General features: G+C 74.0%; 17 protein-coding genes, 1 tRNA gene and 1 pseudogene. 7 read left to right on the forward strand and 12 right to left on the reverse strand.

Going from position 1 to position 23,044, the window contains the following annotated elements; all coding sequences use genetic code 11:
• Positions 1-99: 99 nt before the first annotated feature.
• Entirely contained in the window at positions 100-1,782 is a 1,683-nt protein-coding gene (locus ACI797_RS26360; RefSeq protein WP_456863273.1) for a phosphoketolase family protein, read from the forward strand.
• Positions 1,779-2,882 carry an acetate/propionate family kinase gene (locus ACI797_RS26365; RefSeq protein WP_456863276.1) on the forward strand — a complete coding sequence of 368 codons (1,104 nt, stop codon included), beginning with the start codon at positions 1,779-1,781 and terminating at the stop codon, positions 2,880-2,882. Before ACI797_RS26360 ends, ACI797_RS26365 begins: the two co-directional genes overlap by 4 nt.
• On the opposite strand, the gene ACI797_RS26370 is transcribed toward ACI797_RS26365, so the two are convergent.
• The gene (locus ACI797_RS26370; RefSeq protein ID WP_456863279.1) at positions 2,849-3,265 is read right to left on the reverse strand and encodes a hypothetical protein; all 417 of its coding nucleotides are present in this window, start codon (positions 3,263-3,265) and stop codon (positions 2,849-2,851) included. The two genes, ACI797_RS26365 and ACI797_RS26370, sit on opposite strands and share 34 nt — an antisense overlap.
• Before the next feature lie 133 nt (positions 3,266-3,398).
• Here ACI797_RS26370 and ACI797_RS26375 point away from each other — a divergent pair.
• A tRNA-Met gene (locus ACI797_RS26375) sits at positions 3,399-3,472 on the forward strand.
• 301 nt (positions 3,473-3,773) lie between these two features.
• On the opposite strand, the gene ACI797_RS26380 is transcribed toward ACI797_RS26375, so the two are convergent.
• From ACI797_RS26380 to ACI797_RS26425, 10 genes and pseudogenes are all read right to left on the reverse strand, one after another.
• Positions 3,774-5,141: a DJ-1/PfpI family protein gene (locus ACI797_RS26380; RefSeq protein ID WP_456863282.1), complete on the reverse strand. Its 1,368-nt coding sequence runs from the start codon at positions 5,139-5,141 to the stop codon at positions 3,774-3,776.
• 27 nt (positions 5,142-5,168) lie between these two features.
• The gene (locus ACI797_RS26385; RefSeq protein ID WP_456863285.1) at positions 5,169-6,956 is read right to left on the reverse strand and encodes an FAD-dependent oxidoreductase; all 1,788 of its coding nucleotides are present in this window, start codon (positions 6,954-6,956) and stop codon (positions 5,169-5,171) included.
• 285 nt (positions 6,957-7,241) lie between these two features.
• Positions 7,242-8,297 carry an NAD(P)-dependent alcohol dehydrogenase gene (locus ACI797_RS26390; RefSeq protein ID WP_456863288.1) on the reverse strand — a complete coding sequence of 352 codons (1,056 nt, stop codon included), beginning with the start codon at positions 8,295-8,297 and terminating at the stop codon, positions 7,242-7,244.
• A 26-nt stretch (positions 8,298-8,323) separates the two neighbouring features.
• A complete protein-coding gene (locus tag ACI797_RS26395) occupies positions 8,324-9,694 on the reverse strand; it encodes an alpha/beta hydrolase (RefSeq protein ID WP_456863291.1) in 1,371 nt (456 codons plus the stop codon).
• Between the two features lie 63 nt (positions 9,695-9,757).
• Positions 9,758-10,261 carry a hypothetical protein gene (locus tag ACI797_RS26400; RefSeq protein ID WP_456863294.1) on the reverse strand — a complete coding sequence of 168 codons (504 nt, stop codon included), beginning with the start codon at positions 10,259-10,261 and terminating at the stop codon, positions 9,758-9,760.
• A 9-nt stretch (positions 10,262-10,270) separates the two neighbouring features.
• On the reverse strand, positions 10,271-10,684 hold the full coding sequence (locus ACI797_RS26405; protein ID WP_456863336.1) for a four-helix bundle copper-binding protein: 414 nt from the start codon (positions 10,682-10,684) through the stop codon (positions 10,271-10,273).
• Positions 10,685-10,859: 175 nt separating this feature from the next.
• A pseudogene (locus tag ACI797_RS26410) lies at positions 10,860-11,741 on the reverse strand (flavin-containing monooxygenase); the annotation flags it as partial.
• Positions 11,742-11,928: 187 nt separating this feature from the next.
• Positions 11,929-12,279, reverse strand: coding sequence for a hypothetical protein (locus ACI797_RS26415; protein ID WP_456863299.1), 351 nt, complete (start codon positions 12,277-12,279; stop codon positions 11,929-11,931).
• 106 nt (positions 12,280-12,385) lie between these two features.
• Complete coding sequence (locus tag ACI797_RS26420; RefSeq protein ID WP_456863304.1) at positions 12,386-13,072, reverse strand: response regulator; 687 nt, start codon at positions 13,070-13,072, stop codon at positions 12,386-12,388.
• Positions 13,069-15,075 carry a sensor histidine kinase gene (locus tag ACI797_RS26425; protein WP_456863311.1) on the reverse strand — a complete coding sequence of 669 codons (2,007 nt, stop codon included), beginning with the start codon at positions 15,073-15,075 and terminating at the stop codon, positions 13,069-13,071. Before ACI797_RS26425 ends, ACI797_RS26420 begins: the two co-directional genes overlap by 4 nt.
• 667 nt (positions 15,076-15,742) lie before the next feature.
• Here ACI797_RS26425 and ACI797_RS26430 point away from each other — a divergent pair.
• Both ACI797_RS26430 and ACI797_RS26435 read left to right on the forward strand, forming a co-directional pair.
• On the forward strand, positions 15,743-16,462 hold the full coding sequence (locus tag ACI797_RS26430) for a Crp/Fnr family transcriptional regulator (RefSeq protein ID WP_456863317.1): 720 nt from the start codon (positions 15,743-15,745) through the stop codon (positions 16,460-16,462).
• 16 nt (positions 16,463-16,478) lie between these two features.
• Positions 16,479-17,897: an FAD-binding oxidoreductase gene (locus tag ACI797_RS26435; protein ID WP_456863324.1), complete on the forward strand. Its 1,419-nt coding sequence runs from the start codon at positions 16,479-16,481 to the stop codon at positions 17,895-17,897.
• 20 nt (positions 17,898-17,917) lie between these two features.
• Here ACI797_RS26435 and ACI797_RS26440 read toward each other — a convergent pair whose 3' ends face one another.
• On the reverse strand, positions 17,918-19,468 hold the full coding sequence (locus tag ACI797_RS26440; RefSeq protein WP_456863327.1) for a polysaccharide deacetylase family protein: 1,551 nt from the start codon (positions 19,466-19,468) through the stop codon (positions 17,918-17,920).
• Between the two features lie 305 nt (positions 19,469-19,773).
• On the opposite strand from ACI797_RS26440, the gene ACI797_RS26445 reads away from it, so the two are divergent.
• Positions 19,774-22,224 carry an HAD-IC family P-type ATPase gene (locus ACI797_RS26445; protein WP_456863330.1) on the forward strand — a complete coding sequence of 817 codons (2,451 nt, stop codon included), beginning with the start codon at positions 19,774-19,776 and terminating at the stop codon, positions 22,222-22,224.
• The coding region (locus tag ACI797_RS26450) for a phosphoketolase family protein (protein WP_456863333.1) at positions 22,221-23,044 on the forward strand (824 nt) is incomplete at its 3' end. The genes ACI797_RS26445 and ACI797_RS26450, both read left to right, overlap by 4 nt.

The raw sequence follows: 23,044 nt of genomic DNA on the forward strand, positions 1-23,044 counted from the left end.
CCCCGCGCCCCGCCCCCCCCCCCGCCCCCCCCCCCCCCCCCCCCCCCCCCCCCCCCCCCCCCCCCCCCCCCCCCCCCCCCCCCCCCCCCCCCGGCGCTCATGCACCAGCAGTTCGCCGCGACGCTGGACGCCTGCCTCGACGAGATCGCCGCGATCCGGCGCCGGGCCCGGGAGGACGGCGATCCCACCCGGCCGCGCTGGCCGATGATCGTGCTGCGCTCGCCCAAGGGCTGGACCGGCCCGAAGGAGGTCGACGGTCTGCGGGTCGAGGGCACCTGGCGCTCGCACCAGGTGCCCTTCGCCAACGCCCGTGGCGACGACGGCCACCGCAAGGTGCTCGAGGAGTGGCTGCGCAGCTACCGGCCGGAGGAGCTCTTCGACGCCGACGGCGCCCCGGTGGCCGCCGTCCGCGACCTGCACCCCCGCGGGCAGCGGCGGATGAGCGCCAACCCGCACGCCAACGGCGGGACCCTGCTGCAGCCGCTGCGGATGCCCGACTTCCGCGACTACGCCGTCCCCGTGACCGAGCCCGGCACCGGCGCCGTCGAGGCGACCCGGGTGCTGGGCACGTTCCTGCGCGACGTCATGCGGCAGAACATGTCGACCTTCCGGGTCTTCGCGCCCGACGAGAACAACTCCAACCGGCTCGGCGCGGTGCTCGAGGTGACCGACCGCACCTGGCTGGCCCGCCGGGAGCCCGACGACGACCACCTCGCCCCCGACGGCCGGGTCATGGAGGTGCTCTCCGAGCACCTGTGCCAGGGCTGGCTGGAGGGCTACCTGCTCACCGGCCGGCACGGGTTCTTCTCCTGCTACGAGGCGTTCATCCACATCGTCGACTCGATGTTCAACCAGCACGCCAAGTGGCTGAAGACGACGAACGGCATCCCGTGGCGGCAGCCGATCGCCTCGCTGAACTACCTGCTGACCTCGCACGTGTGGCGCCAGGACCACAACGGCTTCAGCCACCAGGACCCCGGGTTCATCGACCACGTGGTCAACAAGAAGGCCGACGTCATCCGGGTCTACCTGCCGCCGGACGCCAACACCCTGCTCTCGGTCGCCGACCACTGCCTCGGCACCCGGCAGTACGTCAACGTCATCGTCGCCGGCAAGCAGCCGGCCCTCCAGTACCTCGACATGGACTCCGCGATCGAGCACTGCACCAAGGGCATCGGCATCTGGGAGTGGGCCAGCACCGACGCCGGCGCCGAGCCCGACGTCGTCCTGGGCTGTGCCGGCGACGTCCCGACGATGGAGGTCCTGGCGGCCGCCGAGATCCTCCGCGAGGCCTTCCCGGACCTGAAGGTCCGGGTGGTCAACGTGGTCGACCTCATGCGGCTGCAGGACGACCGGGAGCACCCGCACGGTCTCTCCGACGCCGAGTTCGACTCCTACTTCACCCGCGACCGGCCGGTGATCTTCGCCTACCACGGCTACCCGTGGCTCATCCACCGGCTGACCTACCGGCGCACCAACCACGAGAACTTCCACGTCCGCGGCTACGTCGAGGAGGGGACGACGACCACGCCGTTCGACATGTGCGTGGTGAACCGGCTGGACCGCTTCGACCTCGCCATCGACGTGATCGACCGGGTGCCCGGGCTGGGCGCGCGCGGCGCCCACCTGCGCGACCGGCTGCGCAACCAGCTCATCGAGCACCGGCGGTACGTCCGCACGCACGGCGAGGACCTGCCGGAGGTCCGGCACTGGCAGTGGGGCGCCGGCGCCGGGCCGGTGACCCACCCGCCCGGTCCGCTGGTGGAGCCGGAGTCGGCGTGAGGCTGCTGGTCGTCAACGCCGGGTCCAGCAGCCTGAAGCTCTCGGTCCTCGACGACGACGGCGCGGTGACCGCGGCGGACACCGTGCAGCCGTGGACGGGCGAGGGCGGTCTGGCCCCGCTGCGGGCGTTCCTGGCCGGCTGCGGGGAGGTCGACGCCGTCGGGCACCGGGTCGTGCACGGCGGGCCGGAGCACGGCGGCCCGGCGGTGGTGGACGACGCGCTCACCGGCTACCTGCGCTCGATCGCCCACCTCGCCCCGCTGCACAACCCGCGGGCGCTGGCCGGGATCCGGGCGACGCGGGAGCTGCTGCCCGGCGTCGCCCAGGTGGCCTGCTTCGACACGACGTTCCACGCGTCGCTGCCGCCGGCCGCCCGCACCTACGCGCTGCCCCGCGACTGGAACGCGCGGTGGGGGCTGCGCCGCTACGGGTTCCACGGGCTCTCGCACGCGTGGGCGGTCCGCCGCGGCGCGGAGCTCGCCGGCCGGCCGGCCGGGGAGCTGCGCATCGTCTCCTGCCACCTCGGGGCCGGTGCCTCCCTCGCCGCGGTGCGGGACGGCCGGTCGGTCGACACGACGATGGGCTTCACCCCGCTCGCCGGGCTGGTCATGAACACCCGCCCGGGCACCCTCGACCCCGGGCTGCTGCTCTGGCTGCTCGAGCACGGCGGCGTGCCGGAGCCCGAGCTGGCCGACGTGCTGGAGCACTCGGCCGGGCTCAAGGGGCTGTCCGGCACGTCGGGCGACCTGCGGGAGGTGTTGGCCGGCCGGGCGGACGGCGATCCGGACTGCGTCCTGGCCTTCGACGTCTACGTGCACCGCCTGTGCCGCGAGATCGCCGCGATGACCGCGGCCACCGGCGGGCTGGACCTGCTGGTGCTGACCGGGGGGGTGGGGGAGCACGCCGCCCCCGTCCGCGCCGCCGCGGCCGCCGCGCTGGGGCACCTCGGCGTCGCCGTCGACCCGGGCCGCAACGCGGCGACGAGCGGGGACGGCGACATCACCGCGGCCGGGGCCGCGGTGCGGACCGTCGTCGTCACGGCGCGCGAGGACCTGGAGATCCGCCGTCAGGTGGGGGAGGTCCTGGGCGCCCACCGGTGAGCGGGCACCCACCGCGGCTGCTCGGCGGTGCGCGGGCGGGGGACCGCCGGGCGGCGGGGCCGCTCGGAGCCGATCAGCAGCGCGTGCGGGCGGGTCTCGTCGTCGTCGGCCGGCAGGGTGCGGGCCGGTGCGGCGGACTCGTGCCGGGAGAGCGGCGCCCACAGGACCACCGGCGGCTCCGACAGCGGCAGCCGGAGGTCGGTCAGCGGCTTCCACGCCTTGTGGCGCAGCCCGTCGACCACGCAGCGGACCCGCGCGACGGCGAGCCCCGACTCGGCGAACCGCCAGCCCAGCAGCTCGCCGGAGTACCACGTGCCGTGGTGGAAGACCTCCACCGGCTGGGGGTCCCCGGCGAACCAGTGCGCCGCCGCGTCCCCCGTCACGGCGGGGACTCTAGGTCGCCCCGGGACGCCGTCCCGGCAGGCGCGCGCCGCCGCGGACCGCCGCGCCACGGCAGTCACACGGGTGCCCGCCCGCCGCCTCCCCGACAGGTGCGTGTACTGTGGTGTTCACCGACGCGGGGTGGAGCAGCTCGGTAGCTCGCTGGGCTCATAACCCAGAGGTCGCAGGTTCGAATCCTGCCCCCGCTACGAGGTACAGGGGCCCCCACAGTGACTGTGAGGGCCCCTGTCGTTTGTGCAAGGGTCTGCCTCTGGTCCCGCCGAGACTTCCGTCACGTGCGCCCGGCACAGATGCCGGGCGGTCGAGACTGACGGCAAGGCGAGACTGGCGGCAAGGCAAGCTGCGCCAGCGCAGCCGGTGACGACCGGCGCCAGCGCCCGGCGCCACACCGGACCCATGCCGGACCCATGCCGGGCGTGGAGACGTACGGCCCCCGGTCCTGGAGCTCGCCAGGAGGCGGTGGCTGCGGCGCATGCGGTCAGAGGGGTCTCAGCGTCCAGCCTGGGCCAGCCGTTTGGGCCGGGCAGTCACGATCGGGGCAGTCAGCCCGATCATGCCCCGCACCGCGCGCGAGAAGCGCGGGATGTGCGCGTAGTCGATGCCGCCCCAGGGCGGCTGCGGGTCGTAGTCGATGGCCCGCTGCACCCGGCGGGCGGTGGCCTCGTCGGTCAGGCGGGCCGCGAGGTGCAGCGCCATGTCGATGCCGGCGGAGACGCCGGCGGACATGATCAGGTTGCCGTCCTCGACCCATCTGCGCTGGAGGTACGTGGCACCCAGGCGCTCGAGGATGCCGGAGTAGAACCAGTTGGTCGTGGCCTGGCGCCCCTCCAGCAGGCCGACCGCGCCGAGGATCAGCGACCCGGTGCACACCGAGGTGACCAGCTCGGCCGTGGCGGCGGCGGACCGCACGTAGTCGCGGACCAGCGGGTTGCTCATCGCGCGGATGGTGGGGATCGCGCCGCCTGGCACAAGAACGATCGCCGGGTGCGGGACCTCCTCGAACGTCCGGTCGGCGATCATCGGCACGCCCACGTCGGTGGGCACGGGCTCGCGGCGGGCCCACACGGGCACCGTGCGGTAGCCCGGCGCGAACCTCTCGAGCATGGTGAGGACCTGCAGCGGGCCGACGGCGTCCAGCACGGTCAGCCCCGGGTAGAGCACGAAGGCGACGAGCCGCTCGTCGCCTCCCCCGGGATCGGCGGTGGGCGCGCTGTCGGGGTCGCGCAGTGTCCGGGCGAGATCGTCGTCGGCGGGGTCCGGGCCCACCCGGCCGAACGGCGGCTGCGGGTCGTACTCCGCGGACAGCTGAGTCATCCGGGCGATGGTCGTGCCGCGCAGCCGGGCCAGCAGGAACAGGGCCATGTCCATGCCGGCCGTGCCGCCGGCGGCGGTGTGCAGCCGGCCGTCGGCCAGCCACCGTTCGCTGGCGGGGATCGCGCCCAGCTTCTCCAGCGGCTCGCGGAAGGCCCAGTGGGCGGCCGCCCGCCGGCCGTTCAGCAGATCGGCCGCGGCCAGCACGAGAGCCCCATTGCCGGTGGAGCCGACGACCTCCGCCCCGGTGGCGGCCGAGCGGACGTAGGACAGCAGCCGCTCGTCCTCGGCCGCCGCGATGGTGGCCGCGCCGCCGCCGGGCACGATCACCGCCCACGGGTTCGGCACCTCGGCGAAGGTGGCGGCCGGCTGCAACTGCAGCGGCGTGTCGGTGGCCAGCGGCTCGGCGCGCTCGCCGACTACGACGGTGCGGTACCGCATGCCGCCGATGCCGGGGCCCATCAGCACAGTGAGCGGGCCGATCAGCTCCAGCGGCGACACGCCCGGGTAGACCGGAAACGCGAGGACCTTCTCCTTGCCAGGCATGGCTATCTCCTTCCGGTGCTCGACGGGTCAGTTCCGGACGTGGGGCGGAGCCGCCTGCGCGTCGGGCGTACTCCGCGGCCTGGGCCCGTGGCTGCTGTCCATCGCGGCGGCCGCGCGGGTCAGCGCGAGGCGGACCCGACGCGCCTGCTGCTGCGCGGCGAGGGCGGTGAGGTACTGGTGGACGGAACCGACGGCGACGGATCCTTCCCCGACGGCGCTGGCCACGCGCTTGACCGAGCCGAACCGGACGTCGCCGGCGGCGAACACGCCGGGCCTGCTGGTCTCAAACGGGAACGGCGCGCGGGTCAGCGGCCAGGCCGTGGCGGGAATGTCGCGGCCGGTGAGGATGAACCCGCGGTCGTCGACGCTCAGCACGTTGGTGAGCCAGCCGGTGCAGGGTGCGGCCCCGATGAGGACGAAGAGGGCTGTGGCCGGCAGGTCCTCGCGCCGGCCCTGCCGGGCGTCCTCCAGGGTGAGGCCGGTCAGGCGGGTGGCGCCGCGGCCGGCGACCACCCGGGTGCTCAGCCGGACGGTGATGTTCGCGGTGGCGTCGATCTGCCGGATCAGGTAGTCCGACATGCTGGCGGCCAGCGAGGAGCCCCGGACCAGCAAGGTGACCCGGGCGGCGTACCGGGCCAGGTGCAGCGCGGCCTGACCGGCGGAGTTGGCGCCGCCGACGACGTAGACCTCCTGGCCGGTCATCGCCGGTGCCTCGGCGCCGGCAGCGCCGTAGTAGACGCCGGAGCCGACGAGCCGGTCGAGGTCGGGGATGCCGAGGCGGCGATAGGCCACGCCGCTGGCGATGATCACCGCGCGGCCGAGGGCCTGGCCGCCGCCGGACAGCGTGAGCCTGTGCCGGTCACCGTCGTCGGTCAGCGCGGCGGCCTGCTGGGTGAAGACACACTCGGCGCCGAAGAAGGTGGCCTGCTGCCAGGCGCGGTGCGCCAGGTCCGCGCCGCCGATCCCGCGCGGGAACCCCAGGTAGTTGCGGATCATCGAGCTGGTGCCGGCCTGCCCGCCGATCGCCCGCGGTTCGAGGACCAGGATTCGGAGCCCTTCTGAGGCGCCGTACACCGCGGCGGCCAGGCCGGCCGGGCCGGCGCCGACGACGACCAAGTCGTAGACATCGGCGCCCGGGTCGACCTGGATGCCGTGGGAGGCGCCGATCTCCGTGTCGCTTGGATCGTGCAGCACCGAGCCGTCGTGGCGGATCACCGCCGGCAGCCGCCCGGTGTCCACCCGGTGCTCGCGGATCAGCTGCAAGTCGGGGTCGCTGGCCGCGTCGTAGAAGAGGAACGGCACGCCGTTGCGGGTCAGGAAGTCCCGCAGCTCGTGGCAGCGAGGCGTCCACTGCTCGCCGACGATGCGGTAGACGACGTGTCCCGGCCGGTGTGTCGTCGACCAGGCGGTCAGCGCCTCCTGGATCTGCGGGTAGAGCCACTCCTCGGGGTTGATCCAGCCCTTGACCAGGAAGAGGTCGATCTGTCCGAGCGCGATGGCGCGTTGCAGGGTGGGCAACTCGGTGAACGGGATGCGGGTGTGGTTTTCGTCCATCGCGGTCAGCAGCACCCGGGCGACGCCACGGTGCGCCGCAGCCGCCCGCTCGAGGAAGGCGACCCCGTCCAGGCCGGGCAGGTGCAGATCGGCGGCGATGAGCGCCACGGGCACGCCGTGGCTCGTCAGCCGCTGCAGGGTCTCCAGCCCGGCGGCGGCCGAGTCAGCGGTCACGATCTGGTAGTCGGCCGCGAACCGGCGGGTGAGCGCGGCGGCGGTGGTCGCGAGTGCTCCCGGATCCGCGTCGACGATCAGCAGCACCGGCAGGCTCTCCCCGCCCCGGTGGTGTTCCTCCGGCTGGTGTTTCGGCTCGGCGCCGCCGGCTGGGTCCCTGCCGACCGGCAGAGGCGTAGCGGATGCGGTCATCGGTTGTCCGTTCCTTCCGGGGCTTCCCGCGGCTTCGTTGGCTCCGAGACCCACATGGGCGAAGTTCTGGGCGGGCCACATGGGGTGGCGACCTGGCTCGATGGGTGGCGCCGGATTGGCTTTGAGCGGTCGGGATTCACTGCTGGGCGAGCCACTGGCGGATGTCCGGCAGGCCGGAGGTCAGGTCTTGTCCGAGTCGTAGACGCCGATGACGATCTTGCCGCGGGTGTGGCCGTCTAGCAGGTACCGGATGGCCGCCGGGACCTCCGCGAGCGGGTAGGTCCGATCCACGGCGGCGGTGAGCGTGCCGGCGTCGATCGACTCCCGCAGCGTGATGAGGTCGGGCGCGTTCTCCTTGTTGATGAACGTGCCCAGCTGCTGGCGGACTGCGAGCGACAGCAGTCGGGCCCGGATCTGCCGGTCGGTGCCGCCCAGCCACCGCCCACCGGTCTCGCCGCCGACGATGACCAGCCGTCCCCGCGGACTGAGGGCCCGGCGCAGCCGGGACAGTCGCCGGTTGCCGCCGATGTCGAGGATGACGTCGTAGCGGCGGCGCCCGTCGGTGACGTCCTCGCGGGTGTAGTCGAGGACGTGGTCGGCGCCCAGGGCGCGTACCTCGTCGACCTTGCCGGTGCTGGACACGCCGGTGACCTCCGCGCCGGCGGACTTGGCGAGCTGCACGGCGAAGCTGCCCACGCCGCCCGAGGCGCCGATGATGAGCACCTGCTCGCCGGGTCGGATCCGGCCGTGGTCGCGGACGGCCTGCAGGGCGGTCAGCCCGGAGATGGGCACGGCGGCCGCCTGGGCGAAGGTGAGCGTCGTCGGCTTGGCGGCCAGCTTGCCGACCGGGGCGCGGGCGCACTCGGCGAAGGTGGCGTAGCCGATGCCGTAGACGAGGTCGCCCGGGGCGAGGTCACGCACGTCGGCGCCGACGGCCTCGACGGTTCCGGCCAGCGCCCGGCCGGGGTTGGCGTACCTGGGCCGGCGGACGCCGAAGCCGGCGAGGCGGATCGGATAGGGCAGGCCGGCCATCACGTGCCAGGTGCCGCGGTCGACGCTGGCGGCGTGCACCCGGACGAGGACCTCGCCGTCGGCGACCGGGGGTATCGGGAGACGTGCCACCCGCAGGACGTCCTCGGGCGCCGGGCCATACCGGTTCTGGACAATGCCGGTCATCGTGGCGCCGGCCAGGCCGGCGGAGGGCCGCCGGGCGGGGCTGAGCTGCTGGTCGGTCATGGCGACACTCCGTCCTCGTCTCCGGATCAATCTGTCGGCAGCGTGCCGGTCCGGACGGCCTGCACGACGTCGTTGATGGCGATCGCGGAGGTGGCGGCGCCGCGTTCGTCTTCCATCAGGCCGGCGTGCGAGGCGTCCGCCTGGCGGTGGCTGCTGTTCGTCGACAGCTCGGCCATCCGGTTGTGCGCGGCCGCCCAGTCGGCAACGGCGACGTGTTCGGCGGCGGTGACCACCACCACCGGTGCGTTGCCGACGGTGGACAGCGCTTGGGCCTGGGTGAGCAGCTCGGGCATCGTGCCGGACTCGGCGGCGGTGTTGCGTGCGCCGCGGGGACTGGTGGAAAACGCGACTACCTGACCGGCGGCCGGCTCCGGCAGGGATGACCAGAACGAGGCCGGGAGCAACCGCCCGATCCCCAGGCGCGCGAGGCTGGGCAGCAGGGCCACCGGGCCGGGCGTGCTCGTGCCGGCGGTCGCGCGGACCCCGTACGGGGGAGTGGTGTCCAGCAGCACCATCCCGGCGACCTGTTCGGGGTAGCGGGCGGCGTAGGTCAGCGCGTAGTCCCCGCCGATGGAGTGCCCGACCAGCACGTACGGGCCGTTCTCGCCGGCCCGGGCCAGCAGGGTGTGCAGATCGGCGGCCGCGGCGAGCCCGTCCTGCGGACTGGCTGCGTCGTCGCTCCAGCCCTGTCCGGCGCGGTCGTAGGCGCACACCCGGCTGGTGCCGGCGACGGCCGGCGCGATGCGTCCCCAGGTCGCGGCGTACTCACCCAGCCCGTTGAACAGCACGACGGTCGGGCTGCCGGAGCCGGTGCAGTCCAGGTGCAGCCGGTGACCACCGACGTCGTAGAGCCGGCCGGGCATAGCGAGACTGCCTTGATCGGACGCCAGACCGACGGTCTCGACGGCGCCGCCGACGGCCGCGGCGGCCATGATCGCCACGACCGGGTAGAGCAGCCAGCGTCCGCTGCCGGCCGCCAGGTCGCGGTGCACCCGCCACCCCATCCACACGGCGAGCGCTAGCAACAACGGCGGCCACACCCAACCGGCGGCGGTCAGCGCGCGATCCCCTGGAGCGAGGATCAGCAGTCCGATGCCGGTGACGGCCATCCCGGCGGCCGGGATGAACGCCCAGCGCTGCGGCTGGTCGGTCATCCGGGTCGACAGCACGGCCAGCATCGCCCAGCCGAGGGAGAAGGCCAGCAGCCCGGCTCCGGTGATGATCGGCTCGCCTGCTCCGGAGAAGGCGACCAGGGTCAGGACAGCGGCGCCGACCAGTCCGGTCGCCAGGGATCCGACGATGATCCGGCGGATGGGCCCGGTGTGCGGCCCGCGGTCGGTGGGGGCAGGGCCGTCAGGGGACGGGGGGCGCCGAGCGGGGCGCGTGGTGGTCGTCATGACGGTCCTGCTTCGGTCAGAGGTGCGGTCCTGCGGGTGGGCGGCGAGGCCGGGTGGTGCGGGTCACCAGCCGATCCGGATGTCGGCGATGAGGGCGGCGGCGATGACCGTGGCCGCGACGAAGTCGACGGTGGCGCAGAACGGTGGCCACCAGCGGGTGTTGGCCACGAACCCGGTGCGGTGCTGCCAGATGTCCTTGAGTCCGTGGGCGGCCAGGCCGGCGACGATCAGCCAGCCCGGTCCGGTGACCGCGGCCGCGGCGACGACCACGAAGGCGGCCGCGACGGTCGTCTCGACGGCCAGGACGTGCCGACGGCCGTCGGCGACGGCGAAGCCGATGTAGACGGCGGCGATCAACACGATGCCCAGCGCGTAGACGGTCGCCGCGTCGAGCCAGGGCAGGCCGAGTGGGGATGCGGCCTGCAGGCCGCCCCAGACGACGCCCCAGGCCACCGGTGCGCGCAGCGCCCGGCTGCCGACGGCGGTGCCGGCACCCGGCCGCTGGCCGTCCGGGGCGGGGGCGGGCGCGGTCATGGCCGCCGGCCGCCGATCCGCCGCCTCGGTCATCGCCTCGCGTCAGCCCAGCGCGGCGATGAGGTCGCGACAGGCCTGCTCACAGCGGCGGCACGCGTCGGAGCAGATGCGGCAGTGCTCGTGCATGGACGCGTGCTGCGCGCACTCGTCGCCGCAGGCCCGGCAGGCGGCCGCGCAGGCCTCGAGCACGGCGCGGGTCAGGTTGGCGTCGTAGCCGGTGTGGCGGGACAGCACCCGGCCGGTGGTGCCGCAGACGTCGGCGCAGTCGGTGCAGGTGCGGATGCACTTGGTCAGCTCCGCCACCATGTCTTCGCTGAGACAGGCGTCGGCGCAGGCGGTACACGCCTCGGCGCACTCGACGCACGCGTCGATGCAAACGCGCATCCGCTCCCGGTCGACCCCGCCGAGGTCCTTCGGGTACGTGTCGAGCATCTGGGCGGTGATGGTCATGGTCATGGCGTGGCTCCTTCTCAGGGGTAGGGCTGACGGCTCCGGAAGCGGTCGTCTCCTTGCGCCGGCTGCCGCCGAAGTTCCCGATGTGCTCGGCGAGGTAGGCGGCGTCGTCGTGTACGAAGCCGAGGAGGGCGGAGCCGCGGGTGTGCTGCCAGGGCAGGCCGAGGAAGTACAGGCCAGAGACGTCGGTGACGCCCCTGGTGTGGGCGATGCGTCCGTCGCGGATCACGTCCGGGATGTCGATCCACGAGTAGTCCGGCCGGTAGCCGGTGGCCCAGATGACGACGTCGACGTCGCGGCTGCTGCCGTCGGCGAACCGCGAGGTGCGCGCGGTCACGTCGACCAGCCGCGGCCGGAACCGGACGCCGGCCCGTTTGAGGCTCCGGCGGCTGGTGCCCACGAGGGTCTCCTGGGTCTGCGCGCGGCGGCCGAGCCGGGAGTCAGCGGTGACCCGCATGAAACGCAGCTGGGTCAGCCACCAGAACAGATCGCGGCCGAGCAGCCGTTGCGGCAGCGTCGGCTGCACCGAGCCGACCGACACCTCCACCGGCCGGGTCCGGACCAGTTCCTCGGCGATCTGGAAGCCGGAGTTGCCGCCCCCGACGACCAGCACGTCCCCGCTGGGCAGCTGTTGGGGATTGCGGTAGTCGGCGCTGTGCAGCTGCGTCACCGACGGGTCCAGGCCGGCCGCTGCCGGCGGGACGAACGTTATCTGGAACGGTCCGGTGGCGACCACTACCTGCCGGGCTCGCCAGACGTCCCCCTCGGTCTGCAGGTAGTCGGCGACCGCTTCCTTGCCCGGGGAGGTGTCGGCCGGCGCGGGGAAGGCCATGCCGGGCAGGGCGTCGAACTGTGCCGGGGTGAACAGGCGCAGCGAGTCCCAACGGTCGCGCCAGGAGCCACCCATCCTCGCGGCAGCCTCGAGGACGACGTAGCGCAGTCCCTGCCGGGGTAGGTGCCAGGCCATCGCCAGGCCTGCCTGGCCTGCACCGACGACGACTACGTCCATCAGCTGGTCGGGGGAGGGATCGTCCCGAGGACCGCGGCTCTGCTCGGTCATGCCGGCCCTTCGCAGGGGGGTACGTGGGAGCGGTCCCCGTGTTGTCGGGTCCGCTGCCGCGTCCAGCCAGTCTCAAGGTCAGCCGGGGGCCGGGGCATCGGCGGGATGACCGGACCGGAGGGGGCTCTTTGACGTAGTCCCCCTGACGGCCCCGTCCCTGACGTCACGCCGGGGGAACGGGCGGCAGCTAGCCAGCAACGGCGCGGACCGCCTGGGTGAGTCGGTCGGTGAAGTTGGCGTCCTTGTCCAGACACGCCTGTGCACCCGCAGCGAGGACGGCGGCGCACCGGGTCGAGACGCTGACTACGGCGATCACCGCCCGTCTGCGGCGGACGAGTTCTTCGACGACCCGGAGGTCCCCTGGGTCCCCCCGCCCGTCCAGCTCCAAGACCACCACGTCCGGACCGACCTGGTCATCGAGCTCGGGCAGCAGACGCAGCGCCTCGGTGGCACCGACGATCCGACCCCCGTCCAACTCGAGCGCCCTGGACAGGGCCCGACGGACGCGGATGTCCCGAGCGGCGATCAGCACCCGCACGCTGCCCCCTGGACCGGAGTGCCTCCCGACAAGCCCAGCACTTGCCAGGGCGGGACACCATCGGCGGAATGTCCTGCCGCGTCCCGGAGGAATGTCCGAGGCGGAGCTATGGGGACGGGGATGCGGGCGCCAAGCCCTGCTGGATCGCGTACAGCGCCGCCTGAGTGCGGGACCGCAACCCCAGCTTGTCGAGGATGCTGCTGACGTGGGTGCGGGCGGTGCGCTCGCTGATCGACAGACTGTGGGCGATCTCCCGGTTCGACAGCCCGGCCGCAAGCAGGACGAGGACTTCGTGTTCGCGCGCGGTGAGGTGGTCGCCTGCCGCTCGACCGGGCGCGCTGAAGGCACGGGCGAGCTGGCGGGCGACCGCCGGTCCCAGCGGCATCTCCCCGCGCTGGGTTTGGCGGATGGCATCGACGACCTCGTCGGCCTCGGCATCCTTGAGCAGGTAGCCCGAGGCGCCGGCCTCCAGGGCGCTGCGGATTCGGTCGACCTCGCTGTAGCTGGTCATGGCCACGACGGCGACACCGTCGTATCGCTGGGTCAGGGCCCGCGTGGCGGTGACCCCGTCCATGCCAGGCATCAGCAGGTCCATCAGGACCACTTGGGGGGCTCGGCCGTCGGCCATCAACGCGGCCACCATGTCGAGGGCAGCGTGTCCGTCGGCGGCCTCACCGACGACTTCCATGTCCTCGACGAGCTCGAGGTAGCCGCGCAGTCCCCGCCGCACCACCGCGTGATCATCCACCAGGCAGACCCGGATGTGATCCCCGCCAGCGTCTGCTCCGGTCATCGCCGCCCCTCCGCCGGCGGCGTCCCGGCTGCTCCGACCATCCGGGTTCCGACGCGGGACAGGGGGATCACGGCGGTGATCCGGGTGCCGCGTCCGGGACGGGAATCCACCACGAGCGAGCCCCCGAGCTGCTCCATCCGCTGCGCCATCGTGTGCAGGCCGAGATGGCCGGGCTGGGAGGAGGACGCGTCGAAGCCCACGCCGTCGTCGGTCGCCTCGACCAGCAGCTCGTGCCCGCTCCGCCGGCGGCGCAGCTGCACGACAGCATGTCGCGCCGCGGAGTGCCTGGCGATGTTGGCGAGGGCCTCCTGCACCAGCCGGTAGACCTGTTCCTCGACGTCGCCCGGCAGAGCGATGGGTCTCTTGGGCAGACGCACCTCGACAGCGATCTCGGTGCGCGCGCTCACCCCTTCCGCCTGCTTGCGGATCGCGGCGGCGAGACCTTCTTCCCGCAGCGCCTCGGGGCGCAGCTCGAAGATCAGCGCCCGCATCTCCGCCAGCGCACCCTGCGTCAGCTGTCGCAGGTTGGCCAGCCGCTCGCCGAGCGGGCCGTCGGCGGGCAGCCCGGCGCGCTCGAGCAGCACCTGTGCGCCCCGGGTCTCCAGCGTCATCGAGAACAGAGCCTGGGACACCGAGTCGTGTAGCTCCCGGGCGAGGCGGTGCCGTGCCTCGAGCGCCAGCCGTCGCTGCGCCTCGTCGAACAGACGGGCGTTCTCGATCGCGACACCGGCCTGCGCGGCGAGGGTGACCACGGCGCGCTCGTCGTCGTCGGTGAACTCGGATTCCGCGCGCTTCTCGGTGAGGTAGAGGTTGCCGTAGATCCGGCCGCGCACGGTGATCGGCACGCCCAGGAACGAGGTCATCGGCGGATGGTGGGGCGGGAAGCCGACCGAGCGCGGGTCGTGCTGGATGCGGGTCAACCGCATCGGGTGGGCGTCGGAGATCAGGGCGCCGAGGATGCCGCGGCCGATGGGCAGGCGTCCGATCGCCGCGCGCTGCTCGTCAGGGATGCCGTGCGTGATGAAGTCCTCCAGGCGGCCGTCCTGGCCGAGCACGCCCACGGCGCCGTACCGGGCGTCGGCCACGTCGCAAGCCAGCTCGACGATCTTCGTCAGCACCGCGGGCAGGGAAAGCTCGGAGGCCAGCGCCAGCCCGGCGGCAATGAGGCCCTCGTCCCGGCGGGACGACGCGGCGGCGTCGGCGACCAGCCGGGCGTTGTCGACGGCGGTGGCGGCCTGATCGGCGACGGCGGCGAGGAAGCGGAGCCCGTCGCCGTCTGGCGGAGGGCCCGGCCAGAACGTCTTGATGGCACCGACCGGGTGGCCGCGGGCGATCATCGGGAAGGAGGCGATGCTGTGCCACGGCAGGTCGCCGTCGAGGTCCTCGAGTGTCCGGAGGACGCGCTCGTCGCGGATCCGGTCCACCACGACCGTGCGCCGGCCACGCCAGGCCGACACCACCGGCAGAACCTCGCTGCCGCCTGCCAGCGCCCGCTGGAACCGTTCGGCGTAGTCCGTCGGCAGGCCGGCGGTTCCGGCGACCCGCAGGCGGGTGGGCTCACCGTCGAAGACGATGGCGGCGCAGCCGCTCATCCCGGCGGACTCCATCAGGCAGGTGGCGATCGTCTCGAGCGTGGCCTCCAGCGACTCGGCCATCGCCACCCGCGCGGCGACGTGGCCGAGGGTGGTCTGCTCGCGTGCTGCGCGCCGCTCCTCGGTGACGTCCCGGAACACCCGCATGATCAGGCGCCGCCCCTGGACGTCGACCGGCGTGTCGGAGGAGTCGACCTCGCGTCGTCCGTCACCGTCGGGTGCCGCCGCACCGCCGGGGTGGGGGAGCTGTGCGGGCGGCAGCGCCGTCGTGACTCCTGGCGGGTCGTGCCCGTTGCCGGCGAGGGCGCGGCCCGCCGGATTGACGTGCAGCGTGCGCAGATCCTCGGTGAGCAGTGCGACCCCGAAGGGGAGGAGGTCGACCGTCCCGACCAGGGCGTCGAGTCCGGGCATCCCCGGCCGTTCACCATTGCGAGCAGCGGCACGGGCGTCGGCAGAACCTCCCACGGCCACCACCACCCAACGGTCGGCTGTGCACAACGTACTCGGGGGACAATGCCCGAAGGCGGTCTCCTGGAGCGACCGGCTCGGGGATGGGCGGAGACCAGGTCGGTGCGTAGTCACCAAGCAACCCGGACGTCCGCGACGATCGCGACGGGATGAGGCGGCGACGAAGACGTTGACCGTGGCGCAGCACGGCGGCCGCCAATCGGTCCACCACCAGCTCCGAGGACGTGGCCTGTGGGCGGCACCAGTCGGGGCCCGCCCTGGGTCCTAGCCGGTTGGGCGGTCGGCGCGTCGAAGCTCGAGGACCTTCGTCAAGATCGAACCTGTCTGCGGCCCGTGCCAAGATCGCTCCGGTATCCCGACCCACGTAGAAGCTGAGGCCGGGAAACGGACCGGAGCGGGGTGTGCACATGCCTATGCAAGACGCTGTGACCTGCGAAATCAGACGAGGTCGAACAGCCCGAGCGGTGGTTCGGCCGGTCCCCCCGCTACGACACGGCGACGGCCCTTCCGCCACTGGCGGAGGGGCCGTCGTCGTTCCCGCCCCCGGTCCGTGCCACCGGCCGCGCCAGCGACCCCTCTGCCGAGGCGCGGACGGCCCTACGGTTGCCCGGTGGACGACGGCCTTCGGGCCGCGCTGGCCGCATCGAGCCTGGCCGGCCTGCCCGTTCCGGCAACCCAGCGGTTGCTCACGCGGGCCCGCCTGGTCCGCATCCCGGCCGGCTCGGTGACCCACCGGGAAGGGGAGACCGTCGAGCACCTGGAGCTCGTCGTCGACGGCCTCGTGCGGGCCTTCGTGACCGCTCCCGACGGCCGCACCCTGACCATGCGCTACTGCCGACGGGGAGCGCTCATCGGCGCGGTCTCGATGTACGCGACCGGGTACCGGATGCCCGCCGGCATCGCGGCCGTCGTGGACGCCGAGCTGCTGCGGCTGTCGCCCGACGTGGTGCGCCGGCTGGTCGCCGAGGACACCCGCGTCGCCGACGTCCTCCTGCGGGAGCTCGCCGACCGGGCGCTCAGCTACATCCACGAGATCGCCGGGAGCGCGTTCACGAGCGTCCGCCAACGGGTGGCGCGCCACCTCCTGGACCTGGCGGCCGACGAGGCCCGGGTGGCGGGAGAGGCGCTGCCCGTGCTGACGGTGCCGGTCACCCAGAGGCAGCTCGCCGAGGCCGTCGGCACGGTGCGCGAGGTGGTCGTGCGGGTGCTCCGCGACCTGCGGGAGGAGGGCGTGGTCCGCACGTACGCCGACCACATCGACGTCGTCGACCCCATCCGGCTCAGCCGGGAGCAGGGTGGAACCTCGGTTCCTGCCAGGGCCGCGCGGTGAGCGCACGCTGCCGCGCATGACGATCACGAGGAGTGCGGGGTCCACCTCCACGCGGCGGCTCGACGCGACCGCGGTCGCCGGCCTGCGCCGCGCGCTCGCCGGGGAGGTGATCGGTCCGGCCGACGACGGCTACGACGTGCACCGCCGCGTCTGGAACGGCTCGATCGACCGCCGTCCGGCCCTCGTCGCCCGGTGCCGGGGGGTCGACGACGTCCGGGCCGCCCTCCGCTTCGGACGCGACCAGCAGCTGCCGATCGCCGTCCGGAGCGGCGGTCACAGCTTCCCCGGCCTGTCGACGTGCGACGACGGCCTGGTCATCGACCTGCGCCAGATGGACGCGATCCGGGTCGACCCCGACGCCCGGACGGCCGGTGTCCAGGCCGGGGTCCTCCTCGGGGAACTGGACGCGGCCACCCAGGCGCACGGACTGGCCGTCCCGGCGGGCATCGTCTCGCACACGGGGCTGGCCGGCCTCACGCTCGGCGGGGGGCTCGGGTGGATCCAGCGTGCCCACGGCCTCACCGTGGACTCGCTGGTGTCGGCCGACGTGGTGACCGCCGACGGCAGCTTCGTGCGCGCCTCCGAGGACGAGAACGCCGACCTGTTCTGGGGTCTCCGCGGCGGGGGAGGCAACTTCGGGATCGTCACCGACTTCCGGTTCCGCCTCGTCCCGCTCGGGCCGCAGGTCATGGCCGGGGCGGTGTTCTGGCCGATCGACCAGGCGGCGTCCGTGCTGCGCCGCTACCGGGACTGGATCGGGGGGTGCCCGGACCGGTTGATGACCCTGGTCGTGCAGCGGCTGGCCCCGCCGCTCCCCGTCGTGCCGGCCGAGCTGGTCGGACGGCCGGTGATCGCGGTGGCCGCCTGCTACGCCGGGGACGTGGAGGAGGGCGAGCGGGTCCTGCGGCCGATGCGCGGCTTCGGCTCGCCGGTGCTGGACCTCTTCGCGCCCAAGCCGTTCCTGGCCCACCAGCAGATGTTCGACCCGTCGTTCCGGCACGGCTGCTCCTACTACGTCCGCTCCTGCGACGTCGCCGAGCTGAGCGACGCGGTCGTCGACGTCGTCGTCGAGCACGGCCGCCGGATCAGCTCGCCGCTGAGCAGCATCGCGCTCTGGCAGATGGGCGGCGCCGTCGCGCGGGTCGGCGAGGACGAGACGGCGTTCAACGGCCGCGGGGCCGGCTTCACCTTCAACATCAACGGCAACACCGCGACCGCCGACGGGTTCGACGAGCAGCGGCAGTGGGCGCGCGAGTACTGGACGGCGCTCGAGCCCTTCCACACCAGCGTCTACGTCAACTTCCTCATGGAGGAGGGCGCGGAGCGCGTCCGGGCGGCGTACGGGGACGCGAAGTACGAACGGCTGCGTGCGCTGAAGCGCGCGTACGACCCCGCCAACGTGTTCCGGCTGAACCAGAACATCCGGCCGGACTGAGCCGCTCCGGGCGCGTCCGGTCAGGAGCCGCCGTACCGGGCACCCGGCTCGACGGTGCCCACCAGCTCGGGAACGGTCACGAAGACGTAGCCCCGGGCTCGCAGCCCGTCGATGATGCCGGGCACGGCCTGCACGGTGGTCGGGTGGATGTCGTGCAGCAGCACGATCGCCCCGGGGAAGGCGCCGTCGAGCGCTCGCTGGGTGGTGGGGGCGACGTCGCGGTTGAGCCAGTCCTGCGTGTCGACGTCCCAGAGGACCTGAGCGTAGCCACGGGCGCCGGCCACGGCGGCGACGGTGCCGTCGGTCTCGCCGTAGGGCGGGCGCAGCAGGTCGGTGGTGACGCCGGCATCCGCGAGGGCCGACGTCGTCCGGTCGATCTCGTCGGCGATCTGCTCCGGGGCGAGCGCCGGCAGGCGCGGGTGGTCCCAGGTGTGGTTGCCCACCGCGTGCCCCTCCGCCGCCATGCGGCCGACCAGGTCGGGCATCGCCGCGGCGTTGCCGCCGACCACGAAGAACGTGGCGTCCACGTCGGCGTCGGCCAGCTCCCGGAGCAGCTGGGCGGTGTAGGGACCCGGCCCGTCGTCGAAGGTGAGCGCGATGCAGGCCACCCGCGCGCAGTCGACCGCCGTGCCCTCCGGGCCGGTCGGGCGGCCCACGGGAGCGGCCGAGGGCCGGGCGGGGGCGGCCGAGGACCCGGCGGGCCGTCCCGGGACACCGGTGAAGGCGGCGGCCGCCACGGCCGTGTCCCGGATGCGCCGGCCCGGCTCGGTGAGGACGTCGGCGGCATCACCGGCCGGGATGCGGACGGCGACGGCGTCGAGCGACGTCAGGCCCGCCTCCTGCCGGTCGAGGACGACGGTGATCGACCCGTCCACGCCGAACCGCACGTCGGTGCCGACCACGTCGGCGGCGGGCAGGACGTGGGTCACGTCGGCCCGCTCGAGCGCCGAGGACACCCGTCGGGCGAGCTGCCCCGGCTCGGCGACGAGGTCCGCCGACGTCCACGTCGTCGCGTCGGCCACGTCGGTGTACAGGGTGCTCGTCGTCGTGGTCGTCCCCAGGGGGGAGCCGGTGTAGCTCCGCGACGTCAGCTGCACACCCAGCACGTCGCCCGTGGCCAGCACCAGCCCCCAGCCGATGCCCAGCACGTTGGGGACGCCCTCGCGGCGGCCGGCCTCGTAGCGGTCGACCTCGGCGTCCACGAGCCCGGCCAGCACCTCGTCGAACGAGTCCACGCCCGGGACGGTCACCGTCGCGATCCCGCGCCGGTCGTGGGGCTCGGACGTGCTCTCGTGGTGCGGGACGAGGCCTTCGACCGACGGGGGATCGAGCAGCGGCGGGATCCCGACGACCTCGGCCTCCTCCCCGGCGACGGCCGCAGGCGGGGGCGCGGGCGACGGGCCCTCCGCCGGTGGAGCCGCGGAGGACGGCTCCGCCGGCGCCGGCGGGGGAGCCGGTGCGGACATCGCCTCGATCCAGCCGGCCGAGGACCCCGTCGCCGGCGCCGACGTCACCTCCTCCATCCAGCCCGCCGGCGAGGTGGGCGCCGCCGACGAGGCGACCGTGGCCATCCACCCGCTGTTCCCGGGAGCGCATCCGGTCAGCAGGAGGGCGCAGGTGACACCAGGGGCGATCCACAGTCGTGCGCGTCGGGTCGGCATCCGGACTCCCGTGCTGGAGAGCCCAGACACCTGGGCATCGGACCTGCTCGGCGCGTCACCCCGTTACGCGTGGCCGCATCGTGGCAAGGGAAGCACCTCCGGAACGTCACGTTCCCGTAACGGAGGTCGCGCGTCAGCGCGTCGGTCACCGGGAGTGTTCGGAGAGGACGTAGGTCCCTGTCCGGTGCCGGGGGCCGGGCAGTGTGCTGGAGGGCGTGTCCAGGGCTACCGCGGAGGTCGCGACCCGGGCGGTGCCGGCCCACCTCGTGCCGGTCGACGACCGCCCGGTGACCCCGCCGTCGGGGCTGACGGCCGATGCCGTCGCCGAGCGGGTCGCGGCCGGGCGGACCAACACCTCGACGGTCCGCACCAGCCGCACGGTCGGCGAGATCGTCCGGGCCAACGTCTTCACCTTCTTCAACGGGCTGCTGGCCGCGCTGTGGGTGGTCGCGGCGATGACCGGCCGCTGGCAGAACGCGCTGTTCGGCGGCGTGGTCGTGGCGAACGCCGCGATCGGCATCGTCCAGGAGGTCCGGGCCAAGCGGACCCTCGACCGGCTGGCCGTGCTCAACGCGCCACGGGCCCGCGTCGTGCGGGACGGTGCCGAGGGGGAGGTCGCCGTCGGCGACGTCGTGCTCGACGACCTGCTGGTCATCGCCGCCGGCGACCAGGTGCCGGCCGACGGCGTCGTCCGGGCCGACGGCGGCCTGGCGGTCGACGAGTCGCTGCTCACCGGTGAGGCCGAGCCGGTGGCGAAGGCCGTGGGCGACCCGGTCTGGTCGGGCTCGATCGTGGTGGCGGGCACCGGCCGGGTGCAGGCGACCGCCGTCGGCGACGACGCCTACGCCGCCCGGCTGGCCACCGAGGCCCGCCGGTTCACCAAGACGTTCTCCGAACTCATCGCGGCGACCAACCGGCTGCTGCGGTGGATCGCCGTCGTGCTCGTCGTCGTCGGCCCGCTGGTGCTGTGGAGCCAGTTCCGCAGTTCCGACAACGTCGACTGGCGCGACGCCGTCACCGGCACCGTGGCCGCGCTGGTCGGGATGATCCCCGAGGGCCTGGTCCTGCTCACCACGCTGGCGTTCATGGTCGCCACGCTCACGCTGGCCCGCCGGCAGACGCTGGTGCAGGAGCTGCCTGCGGTCGAGGGGCTGGCCCGCGTCGACGTCGTCTGCCTGGACAAGACGGGGACGCTGACCCACGGCGACGTGCGCTTCGACCGGCTGGAACCGCTCGGCCCGGACGCGGACGGTGCCGGGGAGGCGCTGGGCCTGCTCGCCGCCGCCGACGAGGCCAACGCGACCGCGGCGGCGCTGGCGGCCGCGTTCCCGCCCCCGCCCGGCCGCCCTCCGGTCCAGGTCGTGCCGTTCTCCTCCGCGCGCAAGTGGTCGGCGGCCCGCACAGCCGACGGGCTGACCTGGGTGCTGGGGGCGCCGGAGATGGTGCTGCCCGACCCCGCGCCGGGCCGCGCGGCCGCCGCGCGGGGCCGCGCCGACGCCCTCGCCGCCGAGGGCCGCCGGGTGCTCCTGCTCGCCTGCTCGCCCGCCGCGCCGGTCGTCGACGGCGACGACGCCGCGCTGCCGGCCGGGCTCGAGCCGGTCGCGCTGGCGGTGCTCGCCGAGCGGATCCGCGCCGACGCCGCCGAGGTGCTGCGGTACTTCACCGAGCAGGGGGTCGCGCTCAAGGTCATCTCCGGCGACAACCCGCGCACCGTCGCCGCGGTCGCCGCCGCCGTGGGGGTCCCCGGCGTGCACGGGGCCGCCGACGCGGTGGACGCCCGCACGCTGCCCGAGGACGAGGACGCGCTCGCCGCGGCGGTGGACGACGCCAGCGTCTTCGGGCGGGTGACGCCGTACCAGAAGCGGGCGATGGTCCGCGCCCTCCGGCGCCGCGGCCACGTCGTCGCGATGACCGGGGACGGCGTCAACGACGCGCTGGCGCTCAAGGACGCCGACATCGGCGTCGCCATGGGCAACGGCTCGCCGGCCACGCGGGCGGTGGCGCAGCTGGTGCTGCTCGACGGCCGCTTCGCGCACCTGCCGGACGCCGTGGCCGAGGGCCGCCGGGTGATCGCCAACATCGAGCGCGCCGCGAACCTCTTCCTGACCAAGAACATCTACTCGCTGGTGCTCGCGCTGATCATCGTGGTCACCGCCGCGGCGTACCCCTTGGAGCCGGTCCAGCTGACGCTCATCTCGGCGGTCACGATCGGCATCCCCGGCTTCTTCCTGGCGCTCGGGCCCAACCGGCGGCGCTACCTGCCGGGCTTCCTCTCCCGGGTGCTGCGCTTCTCGGTCCCCACCGGCGTGATCACCGGCGCAGCCGCGTACACCGCCTACGCCGTCACCCGCGCGATGGACCCCGGCGCGGGGGTGGCCGGCGCGCGCACGACCGCGACGCTGGTCGTCCTGGTCGTGGCCCTGTGGACGTTGTTCATCCTCGCGCGGCCGCTGCGGGTCTGGAAGGTCGCGCTGCTGTCGGCCATGGTGGGCATCGTCGTCCTCGTGCTGGCGATCCCGTCGCTGGCCGAGGACGTGGTCCTGCTGCAGCTGTCGCCGACGGCGCTGCTGCTCGCGGGCGCCATCGGTGCGCCGGCCGCCGTCCTGGTGGAGCTGGCCGCGCGGGCGGGCGTCCGCGGGAACGACGACGGAGGGAGGGGCCGGTGACCGACCCGGCCGGGCCGCTGGCCGACGAGGAGCTCGCCGCGATCGACGCCTGGTGGCGCGCGGCGAACTACCTGTCGGTCGGCCAGATCTACCTGATGGACAACCCGCTGCTGCGCGAACCGCTGCAGGCCGAGCACGTGAAGCCCCGGCTGCTCGGCCACTGGGGCACCACCCCGGGCCTGAACTTCGTCTACGCGCACCTCAACCGCGCGATCGCGGCGCGCGACCTCGACATGATCTACGTGATGGGCCCGGGCCACGGCGGTCCCGGACCGGTCGCCGCGGCCTGGCTGGAGGGCACCTACGGCGAGGTCTACCCCGAGGTCTCGGCCGACGAGGCCGGGATGCGGCGGCTGTTCACCCAGTTCAGCTTCCCCGGCGGGATCCCCAGCCACGTCGCACCGGAGACCCCGGGGTCGATCCACGAGGGCGGCGAGCTCGGCTACGCGCTGGCGCACGCCTACGGCGCGGCCTTCGACAACCCCGAGCTGGTGGTCGCCGCCGTCGTCGGCGACGGCGAGGCCGAGACCGGGCCGCTGGCCACCAGCTGGCACGCCAACAAGTTCCTCGACCCCACCCGCGACGGCGCCGTCCTGCCGATCCTGCACCTCAACGGCTACAAGATCGCCAACCCCACGGTGCTGGCCCGGATCGAGCCCGACGAGCTCACCGACCTCTTCCGCGGCTACGGGTACACCCCGCACGTCGTCGCCGGCGACGACCCGGCGCTCATGCACCAGCAGTTCGCCGCGACGCTGGACGCCTGCCTCGACGAGATCGCCGCGATCCGGCGCCGGGCCCGGGAGGACGGCGATCCCAC

This window comes from Geodermatophilus sp. SYSU D00691, assembly GCF_054050275.1.